This is a genomic window from Dysgonomonas sp. 520 (assembly GCF_010501095.1).
Lineage (GTDB): Bacteria > Bacteroidota > Bacteroidia > Bacteroidales > Dysgonomonadaceae > QVMP01.
Window position 1 is genome coordinate 69,105 of sequence record NZ_QVMP01000014.1, and the last position, 16,856, is coordinate 85,960.

At 39.1% G+C, this 16,856-nt stretch carries 13 protein-coding genes and 1 tRNA gene; 2 read left to right on the forward strand and 12 right to left on the reverse strand.

Annotation, left to right across the window (positions count from 1 at the left end):
• Nucleotides 1–38: 38 nt before the first annotated feature.
• From D0T56_RS09970 to D0T56_RS10015, 10 genes are all read right to left on the reverse strand, one after another.
• A complete protein-coding gene (locus D0T56_RS09970; RefSeq protein ID WP_370458797.1) occupies nucleotides 39–1,175 on the reverse strand; it encodes a glycosyltransferase family 4 protein in 1,137 nt (378 codons plus the stop codon).
• Nucleotides 1,124–2,200 carry a glycosyltransferase family 4 protein gene (locus D0T56_RS09975; RefSeq protein ID WP_163320001.1) on the reverse strand — a complete coding sequence of 359 codons (1,077 nt, stop codon included), beginning with the start codon at nucleotides 2,198–2,200 and terminating at the stop codon, nucleotides 1,124–1,126. The genes D0T56_RS09970 and D0T56_RS09975 overlap by 52 nt, the downstream gene beginning before the upstream one ends.
• Complete coding sequence (gene metG / locus D0T56_RS09980; RefSeq protein ID WP_163320002.1) at nucleotides 2,201–4,240, reverse strand: methionine--tRNA ligase; 2,040 nt, start codon at nucleotides 4,238–4,240, stop codon at nucleotides 2,201–2,203. It lies immediately after the preceding gene.
• A 255-nt stretch (nucleotides 4,241–4,495) separates the two neighbouring features.
• Nucleotides 4,496–5,482, reverse strand: coding sequence for a pectinesterase family protein (locus D0T56_RS09985; protein ID WP_370458799.1), 987 nt, complete (start codon nucleotides 5,480–5,482; stop codon nucleotides 4,496–4,498).
• A gap of 11 nt (nucleotides 5,483–5,493) precedes the next feature.
• The gene (locus tag D0T56_RS09990) at nucleotides 5,494–6,192 is read right to left on the reverse strand and encodes a DUF554 domain-containing protein (protein ID WP_163320004.1); all 699 of its coding nucleotides are present in this window, start codon (nucleotides 6,190–6,192) and stop codon (nucleotides 5,494–5,496) included.
• Between the two features lie 44 nt (nucleotides 6,193–6,236).
• Complete coding sequence (locus tag D0T56_RS09995) at nucleotides 6,237–6,650, reverse strand: DUF1573 domain-containing protein (protein WP_221412349.1); 414 nt, start codon at nucleotides 6,648–6,650, stop codon at nucleotides 6,237–6,239.
• 92 nt (nucleotides 6,651–6,742) lie between these two features.
• The gene (locus D0T56_RS10000; protein WP_163320005.1) at nucleotides 6,743–8,932 is read right to left on the reverse strand and encodes a DUF4838 domain-containing protein; all 2,190 of its coding nucleotides are present in this window, start codon (nucleotides 8,930–8,932) and stop codon (nucleotides 6,743–6,745) included.
• A complete protein-coding gene (locus tag D0T56_RS10005; RefSeq protein WP_163320006.1) occupies nucleotides 8,865–11,675 on the reverse strand; it encodes a tetratricopeptide repeat protein in 2,811 nt (936 codons plus the stop codon). Before D0T56_RS10005 ends, D0T56_RS10000 begins: the two co-directional genes overlap by 68 nt.
• Before the next feature lie 28 nt (nucleotides 11,676–11,703).
• On the reverse strand, nucleotides 11,704–13,149 hold the full coding sequence (locus tag D0T56_RS10010) for a glycosyltransferase (RefSeq protein WP_163320007.1): 1,446 nt from the start codon (nucleotides 13,147–13,149) through the stop codon (nucleotides 11,704–11,706).
• Nucleotides 13,150–13,153: 4 nt separating this feature from the next.
• Complete coding sequence (locus tag D0T56_RS10015; protein ID WP_163320008.1) at nucleotides 13,154–14,290, reverse strand: HEAT repeat domain-containing protein; 1,137 nt, start codon at nucleotides 14,288–14,290, stop codon at nucleotides 13,154–13,156.
• A gap of 486 nt (nucleotides 14,291–14,776) precedes the next feature.
• Here D0T56_RS10015 and D0T56_RS10020 point away from each other — a divergent pair.
• A tRNA-Lys gene (locus tag D0T56_RS10020) sits at nucleotides 14,777–14,852 on the forward strand.
• A gap of 101 nt (nucleotides 14,853–14,953) precedes the next feature.
• Here D0T56_RS10020 and D0T56_RS10025 read toward each other — a convergent pair.
• Nucleotides 14,954–15,541: a tyrosine-type recombinase/integrase gene (locus tag D0T56_RS10025; RefSeq protein WP_163320009.1), complete on the reverse strand. Its 588-nt coding sequence runs from the start codon at nucleotides 15,539–15,541 to the stop codon at nucleotides 14,954–14,956.
• 163 nt (nucleotides 15,542–15,704) lie between these two features.
• A complete protein-coding gene (locus tag D0T56_RS10030) occupies nucleotides 15,705–16,031 on the reverse strand; it encodes an SH3 beta-barrel fold-containing protein (RefSeq protein WP_163320010.1) in 327 nt (108 codons plus the stop codon).
• 378 nt (nucleotides 16,032–16,409) lie between these two features.
• Here D0T56_RS10030 and D0T56_RS10035 point away from each other — a divergent pair, with 378 nt between their 5' ends.
• A complete protein-coding gene (locus tag D0T56_RS10035) occupies nucleotides 16,410–16,739 on the forward strand; it encodes a helix-turn-helix domain-containing protein (protein ID WP_163320011.1) in 330 nt (109 codons plus the stop codon).
• Nucleotides 16,740–16,856: the final 117 nt, after the last annotated feature.

Below are 16,856 nucleotides of genomic sequence, written 5' to 3' on the forward strand. Positions count from 1 at the left end.
GACAAAATTAAATAAAATATTTTTAGTAAGGCTAATTTTCAGTTTTTCAGCAATCTGTTTATTATATCTTCCAGTTTATTAACAGCTTTATCCCACGAAAATTGTTGGATAAACTCGTTGCCTTTCCGGGCTATCCGCACCCGTTTTTCATCGTTGTTGAGGAGTTGGGAAACTTTCTCAACCAACTGACCGACATCTCCTACATTGTAAAGGAGCAGCGTTTCTCCATCGACGGAATACTCCGAATGTCCTTCTATGCCAGTAACAACACAGGCACAGCCGCAAGCCATAGCCTCCATAGGTGTCAGAGACATACCCTCTGTCAGAGAGTTGGATACGAAAACTGCGTTCCGATTATAGATTTTGTATAAATCTTCGGGTTTTTGGTGATAGGTTATCCATTCGGGCAGATTTTTAGGCCTGCGGCACACACCGAAAACTTCGGCTTGCATCTTGGGATATTTTTCTTTCAGCACTTTCAACGCCTCTATGCCATAAGCTGAACCTTTAATTTGTTGATCGGAATAAATCATACAAACCGATTGAGGATTACGCTCTTCAATAGCGTTTGTTATGTGAAAAACATCTGTGTCAATGGAGTTTGTTATCAATATGGACGGTTTTTCAGAATGTTTATCTACAATCTCTTTCAGATAAGATGCAACAACAATATTCGTGGCATCTTTCATGTTATAAGATTTGTAGAGTAACTCTTTATTTCCCTCCCAGTCTTCAAAACCCTGTATCAGGTTGATTTTTTCACCTTTTTGGCTGCTGAGTTTTCCCATTTCCAGAGCAGCCGACCACCATGTTGCGATAATGATTTCCGCATCCTTAATTTCTTTGTCTGTGATTGTGTTTATGTAGGATGCCTCAATGTCCCGATCGAGGGAAAACCAACCGATTCTTCGGGCAGGTTCTATTTTTGAGTACAAAAAACGAAGGAAAAAGGGCAGGCGATAAGAAATATAAGGAATTTTGAGAGGGCAGTAGATATGCACCCGATAACCTCTCCGTGATAATCTGTTGGCATATTGAAGCATAACCGACATACCTCCTGACGGGTTATTCGGCTTAAATGGTAAAATGATATTTATCCTAACATTCTTTTTCAATTCTGCTTTTATATAAGACTTTTGATTACCGCTTCCATCTTGTTTATAGCCACCTCCCACGAATATTTTTTCACATATTCGTTGCCTCTTTTTGCAAAAGATATACGCCTTTCGTTATCCTTTATGAGGTAAAGGATTTTTTCTGCCATTTGTTCACTATCCCGTGGCTCAACCAGCAGTGAGGTATCGTTGTCGAACGCAAATTCCCTGTGTCCGGGAATATCCGTGCAAATCAAGGCACAACCACAAGCCATAGCCTCTACCGACACCAAGCCGAAACCTTCGGTAAAGCTGTTGGAGATGAAGATTGCATTGTTGTTGTAAACGGCAGCCAGATCTTGAGGTGTACGGTGATATGCCACCCAATCGGGCAGGCTTTCGGGACGGGGAAAGATGCTGAATATATCTACCGCAAGTTGGGGATAGACAGCCTTTACTTTCATCAAGGCCTCTATGCCGAAATCGCTGCCTTTGATGTCCAATGTGGAATAGTTCATGCAAACAGAATATGGATTCCTTTCCTCAACGGGCACGGTTACTCTGAATACATCCGTATCTATTGCGTTTTCTATGATGATAGATTCTTTAACCGAATATTTATCTACAATTTCTTTCAGAAATGAAGCAATAACTATATTCGTCACATCTTTCATGCGATAAGAATTGAGCAACAAGTCTTCGTGTCCGTTCCAGTTTTCGAAACCTTGTATCAGGTTGATTTTTTTACCTTTCGACGGACTGAGCATTCCCATATCCGAAGCCGTAGACCACCAGGTGGCTATCACAACATCGGCGTCCCTGACGGATTTATCCGATATGGAATTGATCTGCGACATCGCAATACGTGGGTCGAACTTAAACCACCGGAAAGTTCTGAATCCTTCTATCTTAGACAACATCCAACGGATGGGAAAAGGAAAACGATAAGGGATAAAACGTGTTTTGAGAGGATAATATAAGTGTATGTCATATCCTTTCCGGGCAAGGCGGTTGGCATATTCATACATCATTCTTATCCCCCCCGTAGGACGTTTTGCCCGGTAGGGTAAAAGAAAATTGATCTTTATCCTATTGTTATCTTTCATTTATACAACTTGGCTTCCCGGTTCGACGGGAGCAGATGGCTGAATTACGGATAAACTTCCGTCTGCGTTTTCGGCAGATAGTATCATTCCTTCCGACATCACTCCACGCAATTTGCGAGGCTCCAGATTAGCGATAAAACAAACCTGTTTGCCTACCAAGTCTTCTGGTTTGTACCATTGCGCTATACCCGAAATGATGGTACGCTTTTTCATTCCGTCGTCTATCAGGAATTGCAGCAGCTTGTCGGCTTTAGGTACTTTTATACATTCCAAAACTGTTCCTACACGAATATCTACTTTCGTAAAATCGTCGAAATTTATATTCTCTTTCTGAGGTTTGGCTTTACTTTCTTTCAGTTCATTCGCCTTTTTCGTGTCCAGAAGTTTTTGTATCTGTTTCTGTATTGTTTCATCTTCAATCTTGGCAAATAATAAACTTGCTTCGTTCAATTGATGACCAACAGGCAAAAGATCGGTATTGCCCAACTGCTCCCAGTTCAGATTTTCGGTGTTGATAAACTGCCTGATCTTTTCTGTGCTGAAAGGCAGGAACGGTTCGAATGCAATAGCCAGATTTGCCGTAATTTGCAGCGCTATGTTCAGTATGGTTTCCGTTCTTTCCCTGTCGGTTTTTATAACCTTCCAAGGTTCGGTGTCAGCCAGATATTTGTTTCCTATCCGTGCTAGGTTCATCGCCTCTTTCAGTGCATCACGGAAACGGAATGTTTCAAGATAATTTTCCAGAGTTTGTTTCACCGACGAAAATTCGTCTAAGGTTTGTTTGTCGTAATCGGTTAGTTCGTGCAAAGCCGGAACTTTATTGTCAAAGTAGTTCTTTGTCAACACCAATGCCCTGTTGATGAAGTTTCCGAGTATAGCTACCAATTCATTATTGTTGCGAGCCTGAAAATCCTTCCATGTAAAGTCATTGTCTTTCGTTTCGGGAGCGTTGGCTGTCAGCACATAACGCAACACATCTTGTTGTCCCGGAAAATCTTCAAGGTATTCGTGCAACCATACAGCCCAATTGCGCGATGTGGAAATCTTATCACCCTCCAGATTCAGGAACTCATTTGCAGGAACATTCTCCGGAAGAATATAAGACCCGTCGGCTTTCAGCATGGCAGGGAAAACGATACAATGGAAGACAATATTATCTTTCCCTATGAAGTGAAGCAGTTTTGTATCTTCCGATTTCCACCATTTTTCCCAATCGTCGGGCAGAAGTTCTTTCGTGTTGGATATGTAGCCGATGGGGGCATCGAACCAAACATACAGGACTTTACCCTCCGCACCTTGCAAAGGAATGGGTACACCCCAATCCAAGTCGCGGCTTACGGCACGAGGCTGCAAACCCATATCGAGCCACGATTTGCACTGACCGTAGACATTATTTTTCCATTCTTTGTGATCTTCCAGAATCCATTGTCTCAACCAAGCCTCATGTTTATCAAGCGGCAAATACCAGTGCTTTGTCTCTTTCAGTATCGGAGCCTTTCCCGATAGGGTAGATTTCGGATTTATGAGATCGGTGGGACTTAATGACGTGCCGCAAACCTCGCATTGGTCGCCATAGGCATTTGGGTTTCCACAATGCGGGCACTCTCCCATGATATAACGGTCGGCCAAAAACATATTGGCTTCTTCGTCGTAATATTGCTCGCTTGTTTGTTCGATGAATTCACCTTTCTCATACAGTTTCAGGAAGAAGTCGGATGCGGTTTGCTTGTGTATCTCCGAACTGGTACGTGAATATATATCGAAAGCGATGCCGAATTTTTCAAACGACTCTTTTATCAGGAAGTGAAATTTGTCTACAACATCCTGAGGTGTGACACCTTCTTTCTTTGCCCTGATTGTGATTGGAACACCGTGTTCGTCGGAGCCGCCAATGAAAAGAACATCTTTGCCTTTCAGGCGCAGGTATCTGACATAAATATCTGCCGGAACATATACTCCGGCTAAGTGCCCGATATGAACAGGCCCGTTGGCATAGGGCAGGGCAGAGGTGACTAGTGTGCGTTTGAATTCTTTATTCATCTAAATTTGTTCTGCTAAATTTTTGTTTTTAAGGTACAAATTTAAGTGAAAATCTTTACTTTACTAGGACAAACACTCCAAAATTTGTTTTGAGCGTTTCAGGTGTTTGTAGGGGTGAACTGAAAACCGGTAGAACCAATGACAGATTATCGACAGACCGGAGACCTGCCTATACAAGTCTCCGAGAGTGTATAAAATGAGAGAATGATTTAATCTTCGATTTATAACTATGTATAAAACAGTTGAATATGTAACTTAATCGGGTTTGCTGTAACTTACAGTTAGAGGATTCCACCCGTCGCAGCCTTTAAGAACATTCTCGATTGTGTATTTTTCGGCTTCTTTCTTTGATAATACCTTCGACCATTTCACACGTTGAGAAACATTGGCTCCTGCACCCTTATTGTTATATTCCATGTAACGTGCCGTTTTTTCGTTATCCTCTTTTCCCCAATTGTGCCAGCCTTCGGGTTTTATTCCTTCCGGCATTTCCGTATTCATAAACAGGGTCATTGCATAAGCCCTCCACGGACGGCCAAGATACATTGCATTGGTTTTATCGGCTAAAACAATCTTGCAATTATTGAAAATATAGCCAAACTCTACATTCTGAGGCGTACTTGCCGCTGTGATGTATGAATTTTTTTTACAATAAAGTTCGCACCGCTCAAACCAGCAGGTTGACGGACCAAATATATAATCCGTTGTTCCTTCTATATAGCAATCTTCAAAATACTGGCGGGAAGATTCTTTTCCTGCATAAATCGTATCCTGATTTCCCAGAAAACGGCATTTTTTGAATATAATCCTGTCTCCCTCCACATGCAGTGCTACTGCCTGTCCCAAAGGTTGAGAGCCATTTTCTATTGTCAGGTTTTCTATACAAATATCATTCCCCCTGACGAGAAAAGAATAGGTGCGGAAAGTTCCCATCTTATTAATGTTTGCATGGTCGTCATAGGTTATTATCGTTTTTTCAACACTTTCGCCTATCAACCTCAATCCGCAAACGTAAGTAGGGATCACAATTTTTTCTTTGTAAACACCATTTCTTATATATATTGTGACAGGTCCTGCAGGATCAAATGCCCTTACCGCCTCTATGGCTTCCTGCAAATTGCGATAATCGCCTCGTCCATTCCTATCCACAACAATATTTGCGTTATATGGGTTCTGTCCATAAACACCTCCAACAGAAGCTAATATAAATACAAAAAAGAGTTTTATTATTCTATTCATAATCAACGTTTTTTTCAAGTCCACAAATAAGAAAGAAATACAACAATAACCACGGACGGAAGCATATTGATGACTTTTATTTCTTTTATTTTCAAGATACTAATTCCTAAACCGATTAATAAGATTCCTCCCACCGACGTCATATCCGCAATCATGGCATCACTCATATAACGCATAATGAAAGCGGCAAAGAGAGTAAGGCCTCCCTGATAGATGAGTACCGGTATGGAAGAAAATATAATACAGATTCCAAAAGATGAGGCCAAAGCAATGGCAGACATCAGGTCTATTACTGACTTGGTGTATAGCAAATTCGGAGGATTTCCCATGCCATCTTCAATTGCTCCCAGAATGGACATCGAACCTATGCAAAAGAGTATAGATGCTGTGACGAAACCTTCCGTAAAGGTATTATCGGTAGTTGTACCCGGCGAAGTTTTGCCAAATTTTTTATTGCTCAGATAGTCTGAAAATTTCCTCAGATATTTATCAATATCTATTGCTTGCCCGATGATAGCGCCCAAAACAACCGAAACAACTATCAGAATCATATTCGATGTTTTAATTGCCATCGAGATACCTATGGTTAGGGTTATTAAACCCAAACCTTGAAATACAATGTCAACTATTTTCTTGGGTAGTTTGGAGTGTATCACCATTCCAACGCATCCTCCTGCCACTATTGCTCCTGCATTGACTAATGTCCCTATCATATACTGAAATAAATTGTGGCATAAAAGTACGATAAAACTACAATTTATTCGTCAATATAATACCTCAAATTGTTTTCATCGCCATCTACGAGAGATTCTTCTTCGCTTTTTTCTTTATACAATTCTTCATAATCTCTCGTATACAAAGCGTTCGGAACAACATGCAGATCGAATGTCACCTCCATGCTCGGACCCGATTCCAGATTGGCGTAGACTGTAACATAATGCTTCACATAACCGATGTTTTTATCGCTTTCGTATTGCAGTTTTATGAAACCCTTTCCCCCCGCAGGCAATACTTTCAGCGATGACTCGTCTACCAGAACACATCCGCACGATGTGTGAATGTCTGTTATGAATAGCGGATGCTCGCCCGTATTTTCTATAACATATTGTATATCCAGTGCTTGACCTCGCAAAATGGGGTAATAGTGTCGATCGGGGTCGGTAATGGACATGGTTGTTTTTTTATCTTTAATTCCGCAGGAGGAAGTAAAGAGGAGTGTTAGAATAATAAATTTTGAAAAATGTCTCGTTTTCATTTGTGTTGTCAATTTAACTGTATTTCGTCGCATGCGAACGCACTTTTCGCACCACCCCGTCCAACAATTCTTATTGAGATGTATTCAGCATCAGAGAAATTTATATTTTCGTTGATGCCGGCTATTAACTTATTGCCAGTCCTGACGGGAGTTATGTTTTTGTATATCTTATCGTCCTTGTATATCTCGACCCTTACAGGTGGATAAATATGGTGTCTCTCGTTGATAAGAAACCGGATGGAAATTTTTGTGGAATTTTTCACATCATCTGCCTTGAACTGCAGGTGGAGGTTGTTGCCGCTGTAAATGAGCCATCCCTGATGATATTCTTCGGCAAATCCCAGCTTGCCGTCGTTGATGATTTGTATGTTATCGTAATCTTCGTCTAGCGTTGATTGTGTAGATATTGGCTCGTTTAGCAACAGATTGAGTAGGGGAGAGCCATCGTGTATATTTCGCCAATTGCGGAGATACGATTCCAGATTTCCATCTTTTTCTTTATAAGCAGAAAGTCCCTCAAATGCTTTGTAATGGCTCAACTGCTCGCAAATTGTTTTAATATCGGGTTTCACCACCATACTTTTTTCTTCGGCTGTTGCAAATCCATGCGAGCTTGCACCCTGATAATATGCTATCTGGAGGCGTGTGTAACTGAGAGCGGTATAAAGTCTCTCTAATTTCTTTTTCTCCTCTTCTCCTGCTGTGTATATGAGTGTGCTTAACGAATCGTAGAATTGGCAAAAATCATCTGCGTTCAGATAGGTATCAAGTGCTTCGTTGAATCCGCCATATATGTTGTATGGTTTTCCCTGTTCGTTCATCCTCTTTTCCAGAGAAAGATAGTAATCACTTATTAACTTGCCCGATTTAGGGTAGAATTGAGTCAGGTATCGCTCACACAAACTATCGACAGACAGGTCATTGTTAATCATTAATGATGCGGCAACAAAAGTTTTCACATCGTCGAATGGAGAATAGTCGTAACCGCTGGCGTTCAGAAAAATGCCGGTAATTCCGTTCGATTTATGAAATCGCAATTGATCTCTCAGTCCGTACAACACAGGCAAGGGGGTGAGATAGTCGTCGAAGTTGGCAGCATAATCCCATGTATAGATATTGGAAGTACACGCCTTCCATTGATTCAATCTTTTCAAGAATTCTTTAACCTCCTGTTGTTCACTCAATTCGATACCTTTTGGCATATCTATCGTACTGATCATGACTCCGGTATTGGCAGGCCATTTATCCTCCGGCGGAGATTTTGTTGTCAGGTATGCGGACGTGAAAAAGGAATGATGGGGAAACTCCTGAGCCAGTCGTTTTATCAGGAACGATAGAGCCGGAGTAGCACTATCCTTCGTATTACCTTTTGACAAACAAAGGTCGCAATTGCACACAATATTGTTGTCGTTGGGCATTATCATAAACCGTTGAGTATACTTCTTGTCATTCCCGAAATTGTCTGAAATATATTCCTTTACATGTTTAAACAATTTGTTGTTGGAGAAGCAATATTGTTCTTCCTCTGTCAGATACGTTCCCTTCACGTAAAACTCACCTGTCCTGTTTCCTTTTAATGCCTGATGCAGATTGTGCCCCCATATCCCCCAGTCTTTATCCAGAACATTGGTTCCTATGATGGCAGCATATTCGGTATCCGTATTAGGACTGAAATAAGGTTCGCGATAGTTGAAATCGAAATTGGCACAGTGCGTGTGGAAATTGATAATAGCCGGAGGAAGATCGTCTGCTATGAAGCGGTCGTCCGAATCGGACAGGCATTTCATAAATTGATAGATCAGCCATATTATAGCTTCCTCCGTTTTTGCCTTCAATACTATCTGCTTGTCGATATGTTCGACGCAATAATCGTATTCGAGGTTTTTGTCAACCTCAATCATTATTGCTTTATAATCTCCGTTACCACTGTTTTGCAGATGAACGATTCCTTTTTCCTTCGATCGTTTTGACAAATGGTTGAACACGTAATTTCCCCATTTTTCGCTAACCGTGTTTTCCTCGAAAATGACATTGTAATTGAGCGAATTCAGCGACGGTGTTTTGTTATCGGCTCCGCACGAACAACATGCCGACAAGATGATCAACAAGAACAGATATTTGAGGTTATTTCTAAAAGTTGACATGTAATTGTAGATATATGCTATATAAGTTTCTGTAATTTCCTTTACCTTCTTCATATTTGTAGGAAGAGTCTTTGTAATTGTACCAGTTTCCCAGCAATCCGATAGAAAAAGATTCATTTATTAAGTGGTATGCGCCAAAACCAACCATCGAATTGGTAACGGAGAAGGCATTGTACAATTGATTGTCGATGATCTCGACATCCGGAGCCGAGCCGAAACTACACATTGCCGTAAGGTAGCTTTTGGGACTGAGAAAATGAAAACGGGCTCGGGTAAATAAGCTGTAATACCAATTGCCGTCCAATATAATATTGTTGAATTGAGCATCTAACCACCATTGACCTAACTCTTTGGAGGCAATACCTTTCACGTTCAGCATATTTTTTTTGTCAGCCATCTTTCTGTATCCCGCACCTACACCCAGTTCCCAGTCATGTTTCAGAGCCTTATAAATATAGGCATTGAACATGACGGATGAGAAAATCTTGTTTGCCACAGCTGCGTCAAATCGTGTGCGTATGTCGTGTCGCCAGGGGTGGCTCCATTCCAGTTGAGCCTGAATGCCTTTCCCGTTTTGCCTTCCTGCATAGTTCACCCTTGCGGCGTATGTGTCTGTTTCCTCGAAGCGTAGATATTCGACCGTGGTGATAGACGAAATGTTATCTATATTGTCGAACCTGCTGCCTAAGTAGAACAACCCGATCTGGTTTTTATAGATTTTATTTTTCAGATATTTCAGGTGATTGGTGAAGTCCGTCAGTTCCATTAGCGACGGTTCATAAAACGACTGATAATAATAAGCCGAATCGAATTTGTGCATTTTTTCGAAAGCCACACCTTTCCAGTATTTTAATGATTTGTTTTTCGGGTCGTAAGACAATGCCTGTGAGAGAGCCGACAGGCTTTCTTCGTATTTTGCATCTTTGAGCAATTGCCTGGCATAATCTTCATACGCCTGCGAATGAGTGGCAATCAGATCTTTATGATAGGGATTTTTTGCAATTTCGGATGTCAGTATATCGAGCGATTGTTTATGCTCCTTTTGCATGTTGTAAGCCTCGCCCAATTTGACCTGATAGAAAGTCTCATCCGGCTTACTCTCCAATCCCGTCAAGGCATACTCAGCCATCCTTTCGGGTTTATTCATTTGTGCCGAGATATTTATCCCATAGCGGGCGGCGGCTTCACTCTTGGGGTTGGTCTTCAGCCACCTGTCGATGAGGGTTTGAGCCTCTTCCAGTTTGTAGTCTTCGATAAGCTGTTTTGCAAAAACGGTAGCCAATTCTTCATAGCCGCTCAAAGAACGATCCATATCAATCGGGTCGGTTTGTTTCAGCACCCGCTCATATTCGTCGAGGGCCTTTTCATATCTTTTTTGCTTGCCATATATGTCTGCCCTTTTCATCCCCCATTCCAATTCGTCGGGATATTCGTTGATCAGTTTGCCTAATGCCAAGAGAGCTTCGTTATGATTGTTGAGCTGATAAGAACAATTATATATCGAAACCAAGGCTGTTTTTTGCAGTTCGGCATCACCATACTCAACAATGAATTTCCAATGGTTGAGAGCCTTTTCGTAAAGCCCGTCCTGCATGTCCGATTTAGCCTGCCTGAGCCTGTACGATGTGTACTGATCCACTACGTCGGTATCGTCCGGATAGCTTTGATATAGCGAAACAGTTATCTGGTCAACTTTCGATTGCATCCCCATCAGTTCATACACATGCCTTTCTTTTGCCAATAGGTTTTTGCTTTCCCCGTTTATTTTTTTGGATGTTTGTATCGCCTCCAGGGCATCTTCATAAAATCCTTTCGATATGGCATTGGATACGACATAGTTGAAAGCATCCTGATTGCGTGGGTTTCTCTGGAAAAGCATCTTATATAGTGTGTAAGGGTCTGTCTGGTGATAGTGCCTTGCCGCTTCTTCCAGAAAATAATTGTATCTCTGGCTCAGATGCCCGCTATTGTTTCCCATCTTTATATTCAACTGAATGAAACTGAGAACCTCGTCGTATCGGTTTTGTGCGGCAAGAATATCAGCTTTCTTGTCTATCAGTTTCACACTATTGGGGAGATTGTACAATCCTTTTTCGGCATTAATAAGTGCTTTTTCATAATCTCCGGCCTTGAGATAATTGTTTATAAGCTCAAGATAAAAAGATTCGTTCTGAGGGTCTTCATTCACCAGAGAAGCTGCCAGGTCGATGGCCTCATTTATCTTACCCTCGTTTTTCTTTTGCAATGCTTCTTGCTCTACATAATGCAGGTATGCAGCTTTTATGCTTTGGTCGTCGGGGTAAATCTGGCTTATGCGCTTCAGTAGGCGGTTGGCTTCCACATGGTTTCCCTGCAACCTGTATACCTCAATTTTCTTTCGCCACAATCCTTTCCAATAGGGATTAACCTCCAGCAATTCGTTAATGTAGCAGATTGCGCTCGAATAGCGTTTTGTTTCCACCTCAACATTCACCAATACCTGTTTTGCACTGACGTTGTTTCTGTTGTATTGCAAAGATTTATTCAATTCGAAACGAGCCTGCTCATAGTTTTTTTTCTCGAAATAATATTTTCCGAGGAGCATTTTCAGGTCAGAATCCTTCGGATACTTAGCCAGTCCGTCGTCCACTATTTTTTTCCCTTCTTCCCAATTTCCTTTCTGAAAAAGCGCATTTGCCTGTTGTGCATAATTGTCACGATCGTCCAGTTCTATTTTTCCCTGACCGGGAGTTTGCTCTACATTTGCAAACAAAAGAAGCAATATGGTTAGTAAGGATAAAGAACGTTTGATATTCATATTTGATAAATCCATGTTGTCACTATATCTATTTACTCTCTTCGACAGATGTTTCCCTTTTCTGGTCGAAACCTTGCCTTTTCATTGCGCCCCACTCAAAGTTCTGCCTCGACAAGAAACTTATATATCCTTTTATGTTGAAAAAAACTACAAGCAGGTGGAATCCTATAAACTCGAAAAATGAGAAAAAAATCAATTTCCCATATTCTCTAAACCGCCTGTAAAGTTTTGAGACACTGATATCCAGAATAACGGTGATGGCAGACACGGTAATTCCCAGCAGATATACAAACCCCAACAGCACGTAGACCGTTTCGAAGTTTATTTGTTTGGTGAAAAGGAAGTATATCATCATTATGATCCCGATGGTTTCGATGACAGGAGCAAGAAATTCGAAGAAGAAAATATATGGCATCAGAAGAAGTCCTGTTCTTCCATATTTTCGGTTGAACAGAAACTTGCGGTGAACAATGAATATCTGCATCATGCCTCTGGCCCAGCGGGTTCGTTGCTTGTGCAAGACCGATACGTTTGGAGGTCCTTCCGTCCAACAGGTGGTTACGGGTATCTGCACAATCCGGTATTTTTTGTTGAAGTCTCTCATATATGCAATGATACGTAGAGTCATGTCCATATCTTCGGCGTGGGAAATGGGGTCGTATCCTCCGGCTTCGATCACGACGGATTTGTCAAACAAACCCAATCCACCCGAAACGTTAGGCACGGCATTTATGAAAGCCCATCCCATTTTGCTTATCAGATACGACCTGAGGTATTCTATTTCCTGAAAGCAAGGTATAATCCGTTTTGGCGGGCGAACCCGTGTGATAATCCCGTCTTCGTCTATTTCACAACTATTAGCCATCCGCATGGTAGCGCCAACGGCTATTACCTGCACGGAAGAATTCAGAACCGGCTGAATCATTTTCAATAAAGCATCGCGCGATAAAACACAATCTACATCGGTACACAGAAAATAGGGGAACACCGAAGCATTAATCCCTGCGTTGGTAGCATCGGCTTTTGTTCCTCCATTTTCTTTGTCAACGATAGTTAGTTTGTCGTATTTTGGGTTTCTTGATTTTAAGATTCTCTTGAATGGCTTGGTCTTTATCTTTTCGATGTATGCGAAAGAAGTTTCTTCCAGATCAAATTCTTCGATGAGGAGTTCCAGCGTTTTGTCTTTGCTTCCGTCATTTACAATTACCACCTCGAAGAGAGGATAATCCAACGTCAACATAGAATTTACGTTGGTTATGATTGTAGTTTCTTCGTTGTAGGCCGGAGCTATAACCGAAATGCCCGGAATGAACGGAGAGTCTTTGAGCAGTTTATCTTCTTTTTTCGTAAATTTCCACTTATAGTTTTTTATATTTATGCAAGCCATAACAGTCAAGATAATAGTACCTATGACGATGAGGCTCACATAAAAGAAAATTCGGTATTGGAAAAAATCTGTAAGGTATTCGAGCATATAATTAATATTTTATCAAAGGGTTGCTTACATGTTCAAAAATCAGCGTGGAAAATCCTCCGGAGACTTCTTTCAACGAATCGAAAAGTTTTCTCCCCGCACTTCCGTAGTTGAAAATTGCTTTCAGTATAATAATTTCGCTTTCTCTGTCGTGGGCATTGTTATATGCATCTTCCAGAAACGAAAGAGATTTTCCTGAGTTTATATTCTGCACGGCTCTGATTATGCTATGCTGCACAACCTGAGGTTGCAATACGTAATCTTTTGTCAAATGTTCCTCCGTTTCCATACATCTCATTTCGCCTAGGGCATCAATGATGTGTTTCCGAAGGTTGATGTCGTGTGTATCTAGCATTTCGAGCAAATGGGAAGAACATTTTACCTGATTGAAGAATTTGATTTCATCGACAAGGAAGCATTGAAAATCACTGTTTGTTGAGTTTTTTACCCATTGCGACAGGTTAGGTAGTCCTTCGTGAACTCTTCGGCTGAGCATACGGTGTATCTCCACCTTATCCCAACTGTTGAAGGTCTTGTCAAAATCTTCATCCAGAAACTTGAACGGGCTGCTCTTGCTGAAATACATGAACGAAGAGCGTGCTCTTTTTCTCAAGTATTGGTTTCTGTTGTATGTGAGAGATGTGATCATTGATCCGGGTATTTCGATGTCGAAGTCGTCTAACTTGCGAAGGGCCCTTTGCCGTGAAGACAGGTTCCCGTATTTCAATTTGCTTTCCCAAAATTCGCGCAGTCCGAAACTATCTATAACATTCTGATAATTAATTTCGTTGATGTATTCGTCTCCCTCTTTTGCCCGAATATTGAGGATTATGTTCGTAAGAATTCTTTTTTTCGAACTGTTTAGTTTCTTCGCATTAAAATTCAGTCTTGTTTTTATATCTTCGAGGGAATAGATTTCTAGAGAATAGACTATGTTTTTTATTTCCTTTCCGAATTTGTTTGTCAATGTTTTCTTTGTCTTCTTTTTCTTATAATACTTTATTCGGGAATAAATTAAACAAAATGAAATGAAAACAAGGATGGGAATAAAGACAGTGATAAAAGAAACAGCGACCCTGATAATGAACGGAAATCCCAGAAAAGTATAATATAAATAATATAGGTAATATTCAAAGATCATAGTCTAATTTTTGAGAGGCAATATATTGGGCGAATTCTTAAAATATTATGATTGTTCCGGCAGAATAATATCCATTGGATATTTTAAGATTAAAAAAAACTTACGATTTCTAATTGTAGCAATCTCCAAATAAATCCTGAATTTGAAATGTTGCTGTAAAAATATTAAGAATAACCTAGCTATAAGTTCCAATCTTTAAACATAATTGATGTTTGTTTTTTCTAAAAAAAGCGAATATTAACAAGTGTTTATTTCCTTTGTTTCGATTTTGGATTTTTGCGTATTTTTGTTTCGGTATTCGAAACTGGCAACAGTGGTTTATTTCTTATTTTGCAGTGGAGGATAATTCGATTTTAACTAAAATGAATAAGTTTATCAAGCATTGGCGAAAGAAGAATTCTTATATCGATAGCATTTTTTGTATATCAAAATTTCTTGTAAACAAATAAAAATTATACTTTTGTACGGTCTTTTGAAAAACAGATTGACTCCGTAGCTCAGTTGGTAGAGCAACTGACTCTTAATCAGTGGGTCGAGAGTTCGAGCCTCTCCGGGGTCACCAGAAGAAAAGCTAATTATCAAGACAAAAGATAGTTAGCTTTTTTATTTTTATATTCTGCACCACATTTGCACCACAAAAGAAGGGTATTTTAGCAGTATTACTTAAAAACTCAATAAATCATACGCCTCCATCAGTTCCTCAGTTCTAAGCCCAAGATATTTTCTTGTAGTACGAACATCACTATGGTTAAACAGTTCAGATAATTTCACCAAAGCTAATTCTGCGTTATTTCCTGCATTGTTATAGACCTGTCTTCCAAATGTTTTTCTCATGCTGTGAGTTGAGAAATTTTTGATTTTCAAATTATATTTTACTTTAATTTCCTTGAAAACGACATTAATCCTCTGAACTGAATAAACAGAACCTTTCTGACTTATAAATATAAAATTATTGATTGATTCAGGTTTGATTTCTTTATAACAGGATTGAATATGCTTTTTCAGTTGGTCATTGATTTTGATGGTACGTTGCTTCTTTGTTTTTTTCTCTATGATAGTTAAAGTATCAGAATTAAGAATGTCATTCCATTTCAGATTCAACAAATCACTAATGCGAATACCAAAGAATGAACCTAAAGCAATCAGTAAGCTAAATTTATAGTTTTGGTCTTGGTATAGCTTTGAAATTAAAAGAATGTTAGAATCCCATTCTAAATAATCAGCAGTTGTATTTTGATATTTTAAACTCATAATAATATTCAGTTTTGGTGGTTATTAGTTGAAAGTGAATGCCTATTTTGGCATAAAATATTTAATCAATAGGTTATCAGCTATTTATCAGTTTCACTTATAATAGAAGTGAATATTTTTAAGTTGTTGCTTTTCCTTAGTGTTTGCAACAAGCAACTTTATGTTATAATATTGTGATTAAATTTTCATATCTGAAAGAACGCCATTCTTGTTGTTCAATATCAAAATATGCTTGACAGTTATAATATCTGCGAAGTACACCAAACCCATTCATATTATTAGTTAAAACTTTTGGCAATAGAGTTCCAAATGCTTCTCGTAATTCACCATTGGTTTTCCTGTAAATAAAATGTGCTGTTCCATTCATTAATTTGAATTGCAAGGCTTCAATCATAGCAGATATTTGAAGAGATTGAGGTAAATCATAACCTTTCAAAACCATATTGGTAGCCCTGTTTAACAATGCAATGTTATTAATAGTAATTTTCATATTATATATTTTAAAATCGTTTTACAATATTTCTTGGTTCAGCCCATCCATTAAGACGATATACAGCTTTAACAGCATCTTCATAGTTACAATAATCTTCAATGTGAGAAGATGAATTACTTGTTTGGCTTACAGATGTGTATTGATATACAGACCAAAGATTCCTTTTCAGACAGAAATGATATAAACCAACTTTTGCTTTCATTTTTTCGTAATGCTTTATTAATTATTTATACTGCAAATATAATAGTATATCATTACATAAACAAACAGAAACATATCAAATGTAATGCTTTATTGTATTTTTAACTCTTTTCTGTAATAGTATATAGATTTGGTAAGTATCTTTGCAATTAATAAACCACTACAAAGTTTCTTATGGAAGAATTAAGAATAAAAGAAATATTGAAACAACAAGGTAAAACTATGCAAGACCTTGCTGATATGATAGGAATTAATAGGGTAAATCTTAGTAATTCACTCAATGGCAACCCAACATTAGAAAGATTGAAACAGGTTGCTGATTGTCTCAATGTGGATATTAAAGACTTGTTTAAGAAAAAAAAGAAAAATGAAGTTCAAATACTTGGTGTCATCAAACTCAATGATGACATTTTGGTTATAGACAATTATAGTTCATTAGAACATGTTTATAGTCAAGCAAAATCACTGAATGAAAAATACATATCAGAAATTGAGGGGCAATAAATATTGATTAGTATCTTACCTACTTCAATCCATTCATAGGAAAAACACTACCCAAAGAGGAATAGAGTTTATATTTAATAGTTTATTAAAGCGTTCTTTTACATAACTTTGTGATTT

Bases quoted from the DNA above. Each gene is read 5' to 3' on its own strand.
- D0T56_RS10010 (WP_163320007.1), bottom strand. From the start codon at position 13,149: ATGCTCGAATACCTTACAGATTTTTTCCAATACCGAATTTTCTTTTAT.
- D0T56_RS09995 (WP_221412349.1), bottom strand. From the start codon at position 6,650: ATGTCCATTACCGACCCCGATCGACACTATTACCCCATTTTGCGAGGT.
- D0T56_RS10030 (WP_163320010.1), bottom strand. From the start codon at position 16,031: ATGAAAATTACTATTAATAACATTGCATTGTTAAACAGGGCTACCAAT.
- D0T56_RS10025 (WP_163320009.1), bottom strand. From the start codon at position 15,541: ATGAGTTTAAAATATCAAAATACAACTGCTGATTATTTAGAATGGGAT.
- D0T56_RS10000 (WP_163320005.1), bottom strand. From the start codon at position 8,932: ATGAAGAAGGTAAAGGAAATTACAGAAACTTATATAGCATATATCTAC.
- D0T56_RS10015 (WP_163320008.1), bottom strand. From the start codon at position 14,290: ATGATCTTTGAATATTACCTATATTATTTATATTATACTTTTCTGGGA.
- D0T56_RS09990 (WP_163320004.1), bottom strand. From the start codon at position 6,192: ATGATAGGGACATTAGTCAATGCAGGAGCAATAGTGGCAGGAGGATGC.
- metG (WP_163320002.1), bottom strand. From the start codon at position 4,240: ATGAATAAAGAATTCAAACGCACACTAGTCACCTCTGCCCTGCCCTAT.
- D0T56_RS10035 (WP_163320011.1), top strand. From the start codon at position 16,410: ATGGAAGAATTAAGAATAAAAGAAATATTGAAACAACAAGGTAAAACT.
- D0T56_RS09975 (WP_163320001.1), bottom strand. From the start codon at position 2,200: ATGAAAGATAACAATAGGATAAAGATCAATTTTCTTTTACCCTACCGG.
- D0T56_RS10005 (WP_163320006.1), bottom strand. From the start codon at position 11,675: ATGAATATCAAACGTTCTTTATCCTTACTAACCATATTGCTTCTTTTG.